The sequence below is a fragment of the Nocardioides sp. Root240 genome, from assembly GCF_001428825.1.
Taxonomy (GTDB): domain Bacteria; phylum Actinomycetota; class Actinomycetes; order Propionibacteriales; family Nocardioidaceae; genus Nocardioides.
Genome location: NZ_LMIT01000009.1, coordinates 191712 through 204520 on the forward strand (window position 1 = coordinate 191712; position 12809 = coordinate 204520).

At 72.6% G+C, this 12809-nt stretch carries 10 protein-coding genes; 7 read left to right on the top strand and 3 right to left on the bottom strand.

The genetic code is table 11. The features are described 5' to 3' along the window. Positions 1 to 33: 33 nt before the first annotated feature. Positions 34 to 1110: a TIGR03857 family LLM class F420-dependent oxidoreductase gene (locus ASE20_RS08915; protein ID WP_056894212.1), complete on the top strand. Its 1077-nt coding sequence runs from the start codon at positions 34 to 36 to the stop codon at positions 1108 to 1110. After that, entirely contained in the window at positions 1107 to 2147 is a 1041-nt protein-coding gene (locus tag ASE20_RS08920) for a phosphotransferase (RefSeq protein ID WP_056894213.1), read from the top strand. The genes ASE20_RS08915 and ASE20_RS08920 overlap by 4 nt, the downstream gene beginning before the upstream one ends. 152 nt (positions 2148 to 2299) lie before the next feature. On the opposite strand, the gene ASE20_RS08925 is transcribed toward ASE20_RS08920, so the two are convergent. Then, positions 2300 to 3736, bottom strand: a complete 1437-nt coding sequence (locus ASE20_RS08925) for an aminopeptidase P family protein (protein ID WP_056894214.1) — start codon at positions 3734 to 3736, stop codon at positions 2300 to 2302. 73 nt (positions 3737 to 3809) lie between these two features. Between ASE20_RS08925 and ASE20_RS08930 the strand changes: the two genes are divergently transcribed. The 5 genes from ASE20_RS08930 (at position 3810) to ettA (ending at position 10734) form a co-directional block, all read left to right on the top strand. Beyond that, positions 3810 to 4931 carry a PrsW family intramembrane metalloprotease gene (locus ASE20_RS08930; protein WP_056894215.1) on the top strand — a complete coding sequence of 374 codons (1122 nt, stop codon included), beginning with the start codon at positions 3810 to 3812 and terminating at the stop codon, positions 4929 to 4931. Further along, positions 4928 to 6685: a dynamin family protein gene (locus ASE20_RS08935; RefSeq protein WP_225869033.1), complete on the top strand. Its 1758-nt coding sequence runs from the start codon at positions 4928 to 4930 to the stop codon at positions 6683 to 6685. Before ASE20_RS08930 ends, ASE20_RS08935 begins: the two co-directional genes overlap by 4 nt. Further along, positions 6682 to 8283, top strand: coding sequence for a GTPase (locus ASE20_RS08940; RefSeq protein WP_225869032.1), 1602 nt, complete (start codon positions 6682 to 6684; stop codon positions 8281 to 8283). The genes ASE20_RS08935 and ASE20_RS08940 overlap by 4 nt, the downstream gene beginning before the upstream one ends. A 182-nt stretch (positions 8284 to 8465) precedes the next feature. Then, complete coding sequence (locus ASE20_RS08945; protein ID WP_056894216.1) at positions 8466 to 8882, top strand: single-stranded DNA-binding protein; 417 nt, start codon at positions 8466 to 8468, stop codon at positions 8880 to 8882. A 169-nt stretch (positions 8883 to 9051) separates the two neighbouring features. Continuing rightward, positions 9052 to 10734, top strand: coding sequence for an energy-dependent translational throttle protein EttA (gene ettA / locus ASE20_RS08950; RefSeq protein WP_056894217.1), 1683 nt, complete (start codon positions 9052 to 9054; stop codon positions 10732 to 10734). A 60-nt stretch (positions 10735 to 10794) separates the two neighbouring features. On the opposite strand, the gene ASE20_RS08955 is transcribed toward ettA, so the two are convergent. Then, positions 10795 to 11277 carry a MarR family winged helix-turn-helix transcriptional regulator gene (locus tag ASE20_RS08955; RefSeq protein ID WP_056894218.1) on the bottom strand — a complete coding sequence of 161 codons (483 nt, stop codon included), beginning with the start codon at positions 11275 to 11277 and terminating at the stop codon, positions 10795 to 10797. Between the two features lie 197 nt (positions 11278 to 11474). Further along, a complete protein-coding gene (locus ASE20_RS08960) occupies positions 11475 to 12689 on the bottom strand; it encodes an acetyl-CoA C-acetyltransferase (protein ID WP_056894219.1) in 1215 nt (404 codons plus the stop codon). Between the last annotated feature and the right edge of the window lie 120 nt (positions 12690 to 12809).

Genomic DNA, 12809 nt, shown 5'->3' on the forward strand with positions numbered 1-12809 from the left:
GACAGGTGTCCAGTCGGGTGTCATGCTGCCTCGGTGTTCCCTGAGATCGGCTGCTACGGACTCGCCGGCCACACCTCCTCGCCCCGCGACCTGCTCGACGAGGCACGCCTCGCCGAGGACCTCGGCATCGGCGCCCTCTTCCTGTCGGAGCGCTTCAACGTCAAGGACGCCGGCGTGCTCGCCGGAGCCGCCGCGGCCGCGACGGAGCGGCTCGGCATCGCGACGGCGGCGACCAACCACAACACGCGGCACCCGCTGGTCACCGCCACGATGGCGACCACGCTGCACCGGCTCAGTGGCGGCCGCTACGCCCTCGGCCTGGGCCGCGGGTTCGACCTGCTCTTCGACGTGATGGGCCTGCCGCGGGTCACCGGCGCGCAGATGGCCGACGCGATCTCGATCTACCGCCGGCTCTGGCACGGCGAGGCGTTCGGCCACTCCGGCCCGGCGGGGGAGTACCCGTACCTCTCGCAGGACCGTGACTTCGACGAGGACATCCCGGTGCTGATGATGGCGATCGGCGACAACTCGCTGCGCCTCGCCGGCCGGGTCGCCGACGGCGTCGTGCTGCACACCTTCCTGTCCGACGAGACCCTGGCCCGCTCGGTCGCCACGATCCGTCGTGCCGCCGAGGATGCCGGACGCGATCCGGCGTCGGTCCGGGTCTGGTCGGTGCTGGCGACCGTCGACGACGCGATCGCCGAGGAGGCCCGGCTGCGCAAGCTGGTCGGCCGGTTGGCGACCTACCTCCAGGGGTACGGCGAGGTGCTGGTCCGCGCCAACGGCTGGTCCCTCGACGACCTCACCCGCTTCCGCGAGCACCCGCTGGTGCAGGGCTACCCCGGCGCCTTCGACGCCATCGGCACCGTCGACGAGCTGACCCGGCTGCGCGAGGAGGTGTTGCCCGCCGCATGGCTCGCGGCGTCGGCGACCGGCAGCGCGGAGCAGTGCGCGCGCCGGGTCCGGGACCAGCTCGACGCCGGCGCGGACTCGGTGGTGCTCCACGGCGCGACGCCGGCGGAGCTCGCGGGCGTCGTACGGGCGTGGGCGCAGGTGCGCGACCCCGCGCTCGACGCGCTGCCCGCGAACCCCGGCCGGGTACGACGATGAGCGCGCCACTGGTCGCCGAGGTCGACGAGCTCACCCCGGCCTGGTTGAGCTCCGCGCTCGGCCGCCGGGTCGACACGGTCACCGCCCGCCCGGTCGGCACCGGGCAGATCGGCACCTGCTTCCGGCTGACCCTGACCGGCGACCCGCACCTGCCCGCGACCGTGCTCGCCAAGCTGCCGGCCGCCGACCCTGCGGCACGCGCACTGCTCGCGAATCCGTACCGCACCGAGCTCCGCTTCTACCGCGAGATCCTGCCGACGCTCGCCGTGCGCGCGCCGCAGCCCTACTACGCCGACATGGCCGCCGAGGGTGGCGACTTCGTGCTGCTGCTCGAGGACCTCGCGCCCGCCGAGCAGGGCGACCAGATCGCCGGCTGCACGGTCGACCAGGTCCGCGACGCGGTCGTCAACCTCGCCGGGCTGCACGGCCCGCGCTGGTGCGACCCGACCCTGCTCGCCATCGAGGGACTCGCCCTCAACGGCCCCGACGACGCGGCGCTGATGGCCGAGCTGTTCGGCCCGGCCGCCGACCTCTTCCTCTCGAACCTCGCCGGCCTGCTCGCTCCCGGGGACGAGGCGACCGTGCGCGCCGTCCCCGACGTGATCGAGCGGTGGGCACTGGCCCGCGCCGAGCGGTTCGGGCTGGTCCACGGCGACTACCGCCTCGACAACCTGCTCTTCCCGCCCGGCGGCGGCCCCGGCGTGGTGGCCGTCGACTGGCAGACGCTCAGCCTCGCGCTGCCCGCCCGGGACCTCGCGTACGCGATCGCGACCAGCCTCGACCCCGACGCGCGTCGCGCCGCGGAGCGGGAGCTCGTGGCGGCGTACCACGCGGCGCTGGTCGGGCACGGGGTCGCGGCGTACTCGCTCGAGGAGTGTTGGGACGACTACCGCTTCGCGCAGCTCCAGGTGCCCCTGGTGGCGGTGTTCGGCCAGGCGTACGGCGCGCGCACCGAGCGCGGTGACCGCATGTTCGCGGTGATGACCGCGCGCTCGTGCGCGGCCGTCCGCGACCTCGGGACCCTCGACCTGGTCTGAGACCGAGTTCTGCTGGGGTGAGTCCCGGGGCCGCCGCGCGGCCCGTGTCGGTCTGCCGCCGCCCCAAGCCTCGCCCCGTCACTGCCGCCTGCGGATCCCAGCACCCGACCAACCGCAGCGGTCCGGCGCGGAACCCCCGAGGAGCGCGTGCGTCAGCGCAGCGACGCCATCCACTCCTCGATGGCGTCCGGCGTGCGCGGGAGCGCCGCCGACAGGTTCTGCACGCCGTCGGCCGTCACCAGGACGTCGTCCTCGATGCGGATGCCGACCCCGCGCAGCTCCTCGGGGACCAGCAGGTCGTCGGCCTGGAAGTAGAGGCCGGGCTCGACGGTGAGTACCATGCCCTCGACCAGGTCGGCGTCGCGGTAGGCCTCCGGCGCCGCGTGGCCGCAGTCGTGGACGTCCATGCCGAGCATGTGGCTGACCCCGTGCAGGGTCCAGCGGGCGTAGACCTTCGAGTCGGGGGACAGGGCCTCGTCGACCGACACCGGCAGCAGGCCCAGGTCGCCGAGCCCGTGGGCCAGCACGACCATCGCGGCCTCGTGGCCGGCCAGGAACTTCGCGCCCGGGCGCAGCGCGGCGAGCGCGGCGTCCTGCGCCTGCAGGACCAGCGTGTAGAGGTCGCGCTGCAGCGAGGTGAAGGTGCCCGACACCGGCAGGGTGCGGGTGATGTCGGCGGTGTAGAGGTGGGCGTTCTCGACGCCCATGTCGAGCAGGATCAGCTCGCCCGGCGTGACGGCGCCGGAGTTCTCGATCCAGTGCAGGGTCGTGGCGTGCGCGCCGTTGGCGACGATCGAGTCGTAGCCGATGTCGTTGCCCATCGTCCGCGCACGGCGGAAGAAGGTGCCCTCGAGCCAGCGCTCGCCGTGCTCGATGACGCGGTCCCACTCGCGCACGCAGTCCTCGAAGCCCAGCGTGGTCGCGTCGATCGCGGACTGGAGCTGGGCCACCTCCCAGTCGTCCTTGACCAGGCGCATCTCGGAGAGCACGCGGGCCAGCTCGGCGTCGCGGGCCTCGTCGGCGGTGACGAGACCGTCGACGCTCGCGGAGACGGAGCGGTGGACGCGGGTCTTGGTGCCGCCGGCGAGCGCGGCCGCGAGGTCGTCGACGTGACGCACCTCGATGCCGAGGGCTGCCTCCAGCTCCTCGGACGAGGGACGCTTGCCGGCCCACAGGGCGCCGTACTGGCGGTCACGGAAGAACTCGTCGCTCTCGCGGCCCGAGCGCGGCCGGGCGTACAGCACCGACGAGCCGTCGGGCTCGACGACCAGGACCGCGTCGGAGGTCTGGTTGCCGGAGAAGTACGTGTGGGCCGTGTCGGGCCGGAAGCGGTAGTCGGTGTCGTAGGCGCGCACCTTGTAGCCGCCGCCCGGCAGCACGAGGCGCTCGCCGGGGAAGGCCTCGGCGAGGCGGCGCCTGCGGTCGGCTGCCCGGTCGGCGAGCGGGTGCCGCTCGACGTGGCTCGGTCGGTCGTCCCAGCCGGTGCGCATGAAGGCGGCGTAGGCTTCGGGAACCGCCGGGTCGTGCTGCTCGGTCTTGAGCTGTGCGGCGGGCGCGGTCGGGGTGCTCTGGGGGGTGTCCTCGGTCACCTTTCTCACTGTACGCCGGGCGCGGAGTTTGCCGATCAGGGGTTGACGGACGCCTCCCGATAGGCTTCCGCACATGTCAGCGGGCCCTCGTAACAGCGTTGCCTTCACGGTCGTCGTGACCGTGGCGGTGACGGTCGGGGCACTGCTGACCCTGCTCGTGCTCGCCCTGTCGGGTGCGCCCGGTGCCACGCTGCTCGCCACGGGCCTGGCGGCACTGCCCGTGGGGCCGGTGCTGGCGGCGTACCTCTGGCTGGACCGCTACGAGCCGGAGCCGCGAATCCTGCTGGTCTCCGGGCTGGCCTGGGGCGCCTTCGTGGCGACCATGGCGGCGCTGGTCATCCAGGGTGTCGGCGGGCTCGTCGTACCGATCACGGACAACGCCTCGCTGGCGGTCGCGGCCCCGGTCGTCGAGGAGGCCAGCAAGGGCCTCTTCCTCGTGCTGCTGCTCTGGTGGCGCCGGGCCGAGGTCGACGGCATCCTCGACGGCATCGTCTACGCCGGCATGGTCGGCGTCGGCTTCGCGTTCACCGAGAACATCCTCTACCTCGTCGCGGCCTGGAACGGCACCGACGGCGTGGGCCCGGGCGGCGTCGAGGCGGTGACCGGCACGTTCGTGATGCGCTGCCTCTTCAGCCCGTTCGCCCACCCGCTCTTCACCGCGTTCACCGGTGTCGGCATCGGCCTGGCCGTCGCGAGCCGCAGCCGCGCGGTGCGTTGGATCGCGCCGGTCGGTGGGTACCTCCTCGCCGTGCTGGCACACGGTATCTGGAACGGCTCCTCGGTCTTCGGCCTCGGCGGCTTCGCCGTCGTCTACGTCGTGATCATGGCCCCGGCCTTCATCGGGATGGTCGCGCTGGCGTGGTGGGCACGCGAGACCGAGGCGCACGTGCTGCGGATGGCGCTCACCGATGCCGCCGACCGCGGCCTGCTCCCGGCCACCGACATCGGCTGGGTCGTCGACCTGCGGGCGCGTCGTGCGGCGCGCCGGCATGCGCGGCGCCAGGGCGGACCCGCCGCCGAGCGTGCGATGCGCGACTACCAGCAGGCGGCCATCGAGCTCGGCTACCTGCACCACCGTCTGCTGCGCGGCACCGCACCGCGTGACTGGCAGGCGCGTGGACAGGACTTTCTCGGTCGCATCCAGGCAGCCCGGCCTCGGATCGCGTTCCCCGGACAGGTGGTACCCCAGCGATGACCCCCGGACACCAGATCCTCACGGATGCCGACCTCGGCGGTGACGGCCTCGGCGGCCGGATGCTGACCGAGGTGGTGCGCCTGCACGGCTCCCTCAAGGCGGCTCCGCTGCCGCTCGACCTGCCCGGCGTGAGTGCGCTGCGCGTGGGCCGCGACCACATCATCGAGCAGCTCGAGGACTACATCATCCCGCGGCTGACCGAGATCGAGGCGCCGATGCTGGTGGTCGTCGGTGGCTCCACCGGCGCCGGCAAGTCGACCCTCGTCAACACGATCGTCGGCCACAAGGTCACCACGCCCGGCCTGCTCCGCCCGACGACCCGCTCGCCCGTCCTGGTGCACCACCCGGACGACGTGCGCTGGTTCGGCGCCGACCGGCTGCTCCCCGAGCTCTCGCGGGTCAGCCAGGCCACCAACGACCAGTCCGCGATCCAGCTCGTCGCGAGCGCCCAGGTCCCGCGTGGCCTGGCGATCCTCGACGCGCCCGACGTCGACTCCGTCGACGAGCGCAACCGCGAGCTGGCGACGCAGCTGCTGGCCGCTGCCGACCTCTGGCTCTTCGTGACCTCGGCCGCGCGCTACTCCGACCAGGTCCCGTGGGACCACCTGAAGGTCGCCGTCGACCGCAACACCGCCGTCGCGCTGGTCCTCAGCCGCACCCCTGCCGAGGACGTGCAGACGGTCTCGGTCCACCTCGCCCGCATGATGGCGGCCCGTGGCCTCAAGGACAGCCCGCTCTTCGCGGTCGCCCAGGGCACGGTCACCGACGACGGGCTGCTGCCGGCGTCGTACGCCGGGGAGATCCGGGCCTGGCTCGAGGCGCTCGCCGCCGACGCTGCCGCCCGCCGCGACGTGGTCAACCAGACGGTCGCCGGCGCGGTGCGCACGGTGACCCGCAAGGCGTTCCCGATCGCCGACGCCGCCGCCCTGCAGGTGGGTGCGGTCGGCGGCCTGCTGGCCGCCGCCGACAAGGTCTACGACGACACCGAGGCCGCGCTCGTCGCGGCCGGTGCCGACGGCACGCTGCTGCGCGGCGACCTGCTCGCGCGCTGGCAGGAGTTCGTCGGCAGCGGCGAGCTGGTCCGCTCGCTCGAGGCCAAGGTCGGCTTCGTCCGCGAGCGCCTCGTCAATGCGATCAAGGGCAAGCCGCAGCAGGCCGAGCGCGTCGCGCTCGCCGTCGAGATGGCCCTCGAGGCACTCGTCGCCGACCACGCCGAGCGCGCCGCCGAGACGGCCTCGCGCGAGTGGCGCACGCAGGAGTACGGCGAGGCGCTGCTCGCCTCGACGACCGACGACCTCACCCGGGCCGGGCGCGGGCTGCGCTCGCGCACCGAGCAGGAGGTCCGCGGCTGGCTCGACGAGCTCCAGGAGTTCGTGCGCCACGAGGCCGGCGACGCCCGGCACAGCGCGCGCTTCCTGGCGCTCGGCGTCCGGGGACTCTCGGTGACCCTCGCCGTCGTGGCGCTGGCCGGTGACCAGCCGCGCGGCCAGGCCGCCGAGTCGGTGCGCCTCGGGCGCTCCCTGCTCGAGACGATCCTCGGCGACGCCGCGACCACGCGGGTGATCGACCAGGCCCGCGGCACGCTGACCCGGCGGTTGACGGCACTGATGGGCGCCGAACGGGCTCGCTACCTCGCGCCGGCGGCGCAGTGGGAGCTGAAGCCCGATGCGGCCGACCAGCTGCGCCAGGCGGCGCGGCGTGTGGACGACCTGCGGTTCGCCGCGGCCAAGAAGGGAACGGGTGGACACCTGTGACGGACGCTCTCGAGACGGCAGCTCCCGACCTGGGCGACCTCGCGACGCGAGGCACCCCGGTCGGTGACCGGCTCTCCGGCCTCGGCGACGCGGTCACCGCGGCGCGTGGCCGGGTGCCCGACGCGATCCTCGACGAGGTGGCCGCCGCGGCGGACCGCGCGACGGGCCGCCTGAAGCTCTCGGCGCGGCACACGGTCGTCGCGATCGCCGGCGCGACCGGCTCCGGCAAGTCGTCGACCTACAACGCGCTCACCGGTCTCGAGCTCTCCTCGGTCGGCATCCGCCGGCCCACGACCTCCTGGGCCACTGCGGTGGTGTGGGGGAGCCAGGGCGCCGAGGAGCTGCTCGACTGGATCGGCATCCCGCCGCGCCACCAGACCATGCGCGACTCGATGCTCGACAGCCGCCGCGAGGACAGCTCGTTCGACGGCGTCGTGCTGCTGGACCTGCCCGACCACGACTCGACCGAGGTCGCCCACCACCTCGAGGTCGACCGCCTCGTCGCGGTCGCCGACCTGATGGTCTGGATCCTGGACCCGCAGAAGTACGCCGACGCCGCGGTCCACGACCGCTACTTCAAGCCGCTGGCGACCCACCAGGGCGTGATGCTGGTGGCCCTGAACCACATCGACACGGTCCCGGCCGAGCGTCGACAGGCGATGGTCGACGACGTCCGCCGGCTGCTGGCCGAGGACGGCCTGCCCGACGTACCCGTGCTGGCGATCTCGGCCAAGGAGGGCATCGGCATGGCCGAGCTCCGTGCCGAGATCCAGCGTCGGGTCAAGGACAAGCACAGCACGACCGCCCGCGTCGAGGCCGACATCGCCGCCGCTGCGGGCCGGCTCGAGGGTGCCGCGGGAAGCACGCCCGCTCGCGAGCTGCCGGCGCAGCGCTACGACGACCTCGAGGGCCGGGTGGCCGACGCCGCCGGCATCTCGGCCGTGGTCGACGGCATCGAGCGCACGCTGGGCTCCCGCGCCCGCAGCGCGGTCGCCTGGCCGCCGCTGCTGCTCGCCGGCCGGGCCGACCCGGAGGTCGCCGCGCTCGACGCCGCCCCCCAGGTCGCGCCCGTCGACCGGGCCACCGTCGACACCTCGGTGCGTGCCCTCGCCGACGAGGCGAGCGAGGGCGTCGGTGCCGGCTGGGCGCCGACGGTCCGCGCCGCCGCCACCGGCCGCCTGGCCGAGGTCGCCGACAAGCTCGACCGTGAGCTCGGCAAGGTCGACCTCGGCGGCCGGCTCCCGTTCTGGCTCAACCTGGTGCGCCTGCTGCACTGGCTGCTCCTGATCGCCCTCGTCGGCGGTCTCGGCTGGTGGGGCTACGCCGCCGTGCGCGGTACGACGGACGACCTCACCCAGGTCGCCGGCTTCCCGCTGCCGGCGGTGCTCGCCGTCGCCGGGCTGGTCCTCGGGCTGGTGCTCGCCGTCGTCGGCCGCTCCCTGGTCGGCGGCCTCGCGCGCACGCGCGCCGAGGAGGCCGACGAACGGCTGCGTGCGGTGGTCCACCAGGTCGTCGAGGCCGAGGTGACCCAGCCGGTGAGCAAGGAGCTCGCCGCGTACGCCGCCTTCCGCCGCGGCATCGCCACGGCCCGCGCCTGACCTCTCCCTGCTGCCTCCTGCGCCCCTCGGGGCGCAGGGGCGGCCACCGCGTCTCCACACCCGGGGATCCGCCTGTCCGCTGTCCCCAGGCCGGACCGCGCTCGTCGTGCTGCGTCGGCCCTGTCGCGTGCACTGGTCCTCGACCGGCCGCAGGGGCGACCGGCACGAGATGAGGAGGACCGATGGCCAACGAGACGATCGTGACGGTGCACGGCTGGATCGCGGGCGTGCCGATGGCCCGCGAGGTCAGTGGCGTGCCGGTGCTGAACTTCCGGGTCGGCTGCACCCCGAGCCACTTCAACCGCACCACGGGGGCCTGGGTCGACAGCGAGACCCAGTGGTACGGCGTGAGCGCCTGGCGCCGGCTGGCCGCCCACGGGGCTGAGTCGCTGCGGCAGGGCGACGCGGTGATCGTCCACGGCCGGCTCAACCACCGCACCTACGTCAACAAGGCCGGCGTCGAGGTGGTCGCGACCGAGATCGAGGCGTTCAGCATCGGCCACGACCTCAACCGCGGCACGGCGAGCTTCGTCAAGGCCCCTGCCGCGAGCGGCTCGGCGGCCGACCCCGGCCACGGCGGTGCCGTGGCCGCTGCGTAACAAGCCCAGACCCACCGATGGCTACCTACTGCGCGGCCCCTGGCAGGCACGCTCGCGGCGTTGCGGCCGCTCGACGGTGCGCCCAGACCGCCGTCGCGTCCGCGCCTTGCGATCGCACCCGCCAGGAGCCGCTCGCAACGGCATCCACCGGTGGCTCTAGGCTTGGGGGGTGGCTGAATACGTCCTCTCCCTGCGCAACGTTCGCAAGGCCCATGGCGACAAGGTCGTCCTCGACAACGTGACCCTCTCGTTCCTCCACGGGGCGAAGATCGGTGTCGTCGGCCCGAACGGCATGGGCAAGTCGTCGCTGCTCAAGCTGATGGCCGGGCTCGACGTGCCCAACAACGGCGACATCGTGCGCGACCCCGACGCCACGGTCGGCATGCTCCAGCAGGAGCCGCCGCTGACCGAGGGCAAGACGGTCCTGGAGAACGTCGAGGAGGCCGTCGCCGACATCAAGGCGAAGATGAAGCGCCTCGAGGACGCCTACATGGAGATGGGCGACCCCGACGCCGACCAGGACGCCCTGATGGCCGAGACCGGCGAGCTGCAGACCGAGCTCGACAACATCAACGCCTGGGACCTCGACAGCCGCCTCGAGCAGGCGATGGACGCCCTGCGGTGCCCGCCGTCGGACGCGCTCGTCGACAACCTCTCCGGTGGTGAGCGTCGCCGTGTCGCACTGTGCAAGCTGCTCCTCCAGCAGCCCGACCTGCTGCTCCTCGACGAGCCCACCAACCACCTGGACGCCGAGTCGGTCCAGTGGCTCGAGGGCCACCTCAAGAGCTACCCCGGCGCCGTCCTGGCCGTCACCCACGACCGGTACTTCCTCGACAACGTCGCCGAGTGGATCGCCGAGGTCGACCGCGGCTCGATCCACGGCTACGAGGGCAACTACTCGACGTACCTCGAGACCAAGAAGGAGCGCCTCAAGGTCGAGGGCGCCAAGGACGCCAAGCGCGCCAAGATGCTGGAGAAGGAGCTGGAGTGGGTGCGCTCCAACGCCAAGGCGCGCCAGACCAAGTCCAAGTCGCGTCTTGCGCGCTACGAGGAGATGGCTGCCGAGGCCGACAAGGCCCGCAAGATCGACGCCGCCGACATCAACATCCCGCCGGGCCCGCGCCTCGGTGACATCGTCCTCGAGGCCGAGCACCTCACCAAGGGCTTCGAGGGCCGCGTCCTGTGGGACGACATCTCGTTCACGCTGCCGCGCGCGGGCATCGTCGGTGTCGTCGGCCCCAACGGCGTCGGCAAGACCACGCTGTTCCGCATGATCACCGGTGGCGAGCAGCCCGACTCCGGCAAGCTCACGGTCGGCCAGACGGTCAAGATCTCCTACGTCGACCAGAGCCGTGGCGGCATCGACCCCAACAAGAACGTCTGGGAGGTCGTCTCCGACGGCCTGGACTTCATCAAGGTCGCCAACTTCGAGATGAACAGTCGCGCCTACGTCGCCTCGTTCGGCTTCAAGGGCCCCGACCAGCAGAAGAAGGCCGGCGTCCTCTCCGGTGGTGAGCGCAACCGCCTCAACCTCGCGCTGACCCTCAAGCAGGGCGGCAACATGCTGCTGCTCGACGAGCCCACCAACGACCTCGACGTCGAGACGCTGTCCTCGCTCGAGGACGCCCTGCTCGACTTCCCGGGCTGCGCCGTGGTCACCTCCCACGACCGGTGGTTCCTCGACCGCATCGCCACCCACATCCTCGCCTGGGAGGGCACCGAGGACAGCGAGGGTGAGTGGTTCTGGTTCGAGGGCAACTTCGCCTCCTACGAGGAGAACAAGATCGAGCGCCTCGGCCTCGAGGCCGCCCGTCCCCACCGCGTCACCCACCGCCGCCTCACGCGCGACTGAGCCGTCGGGGCGCTCGCTGCCCTGCGCATGGCGGGCGCTCCTCGGCCCCGGGGCAGAGGCTCAGCGCAGCTCGCGCTCCGGGTGGTCCGCGATCAGCTGGTCGCACACCGCGTTCATCACGCGGTCCAGGGCCTGCAGGTCGCACGGGTCGACGAGGTCGATCAGCGACTGGCGGACCGTCTCGACGTGGCTGGGCGCCGCGGTACGGAGCGTCGCACTGCCCTTGTCAGTGAGCCGGCAGACCACGCCGCGGCCGTCCTCGGGGGAGCCGGTGCGCTCGACGAGCCCGGCGTTCTCCATCCGCTTCACCGTGTGCGTCACGCGGCTGCGGCTGTGGGCGAGCGAGGCCGCCAGCTGCGCCATCCGCATCCGGCCCTCGGCCTCGGAGAGCCGCACGAGGATCTCGTACTCGACGGCGGAGAGGCCGTGGTCGCGGCGGAGGTCCTCGTCGATCCGGTCCAGCAACAGCGTGGTGCCGAGCAGGAACGACCGCCAAGCGCGCTGCTGCTCCTGGTCGAGCCAGCGTGGCTCCGCGGTGCTCATCGCCTCAGTCTAGGACGTGTCCGGCGGCGTTCCGGTGACCCCTCACCGGAGGTCGTGGCGCATCAGGACGCGCGGGTGCCCGCTCAGCACGGAGGTGGTGGTGGAAGTCAGCGGCATCGAGAACGGCCGCGGGCCGCACGTCGATGCTCCTGCACCGAAACGTACGGCCCGCCGCCGACAGACAGAGTGCGCTCAGCTCAGCTGAGGCGCTCCAGGATCATCGCCATGCCCTGGCCGCCACCGACGCACATGGTGATCAGGCCGGTGGACTTGTCGTGCCACTGCAGCGAGTTGATCAGCGTGTTCTGCAGGCGCGCGCCGGTCATGCCGAAGGGGTGACCGACGGCGATCGCGCCGCCGTTGACGTTGAGCTTCTCGATCGGGATGCCGAGGTCCTCGGCGGAGGGCAGCACCTGCGCGGCGAAGGCCTCGTTGATCTCGGCGAGGTCGATGTCGTCGATGGTCATGTTGGCGTACTTGAGCGCGTTGCGGGTCGCCTCGACCGGGCCGAGGCCCATGATCTCGGGGGAGAGGCCGGAGACGCCGGTCGACACGATGCGGGCGAGCGGGGTCAGGCCCAGCTCGGCGGCCTTGGTGTCGGACATGATGACGACCGCGGCGGCGCCGTCGTTGAGGGCGCAGCAGTTGCCCGCGGTGACGACACCGTCGGGGCGGAAGACCGGCTGCAGCTGCGAGAGGGCCTCGTAGGTGACGCCCGCGCGCGGGCCGTCGTCCTTCGAGACGACCGTGCCGTCGGCGAGGGTCACCGGGGTGATCTCGCGCTCCCAGAAGCCGTCGTTGATGGCCTTCTCGGCGAGGTTCTGCGAGCGGGCGCCGAAGGCGTCGAGGTCCTCGCGCTTGAGGCCGCGGATGCTCGCGACGTTCTCAGCGGTCTGGCCCATCGCGATGTAGATGTCCGGCAGCAGGCCGTCCTCGCGCGGGTCGTGCCAGACCTGGCCGCCCTCGGCGTACTTCTCGGTGCGCTGCTGGGCGTCGGCGAAGAGCGGGTTCTTGGTGTTCGGGATGTGGTCGGACGTGCCGAACTGGAAGCGCGACACCGTCTCGACGCCGGCGGAGATGAACACGTCGCCCTCGCCCGCCTTGATCGCGTGGAAGGCCATCCGCGAGGTCTGCACCGACGAGGAGCAGTAGCGGGTGATCGTGGCGCCGGGGATCTCGGTGCCCATCAGCGTCGTGACGATGCGGGCCATGTTGTTGCCGGCCTCGCCGCCGGGCAGGCCGACACCGAGGTAGAAGTCGTCGACGTCCTTCGGGTCCAGGGCGGGGACCTTGTCGAGGGCGGCCTGCGCGATGAACGCGGTGAGGTCGTCGGGGCGGAAGTCCTTCAGCGACCCCTTGTTGGCGCGCCCGATCGGCGTACGGGCAGCGGAAACGATGACGGCCTCAGGCATGGGCACTCCTCGGTGAGCGGGGTTTCGGAACCAGCACAGACTAGTAGGCAAGGAGTGGAACAGGTTGCAGTGGTGGCGGACGCCACAGTCCCGCTCCTCAGGACGTGGTCGGTGGACCGC

Excerpts from the sequence above, each read along its gene's own strand:
- ASE20_RS08920 (WP_056894213.1), top strand. The coding sequence starts at position 1,107 with ATGAGCGCGCCACTGGTCGCCGAGGTCGACGAGCTCACCCCGGCCTGG.
- ASE20_RS08945 (WP_056894216.1), top strand. The coding sequence starts at position 8,466 with ATGGCCAACGAGACGATCGTGACGGTGCACGGCTGGATCGCGGGCGTG.
- ASE20_RS08955 (WP_056894218.1), bottom strand. The coding sequence starts at position 11,277 with ATGAGCACCGCGGAGCCACGCTGGCTCGACCAGGAGCAGCAGCGCGCT.
- ASE20_RS08935 (WP_225869033.1), top strand. The coding sequence starts at position 4,928 with ATGACCCCCGGACACCAGATCCTCACGGATGCCGACCTCGGCGGTGAC.
- ASE20_RS08930 (WP_056894215.1), top strand. The coding sequence starts at position 3,810 with ATGTCAGCGGGCCCTCGTAACAGCGTTGCCTTCACGGTCGTCGTGACC.
- ASE20_RS08960 (WP_056894219.1), bottom strand. The coding sequence starts at position 12,689 with ATGCCTGAGGCCGTCATCGTTTCCGCTGCCCGTACGCCGATCGGGCGC.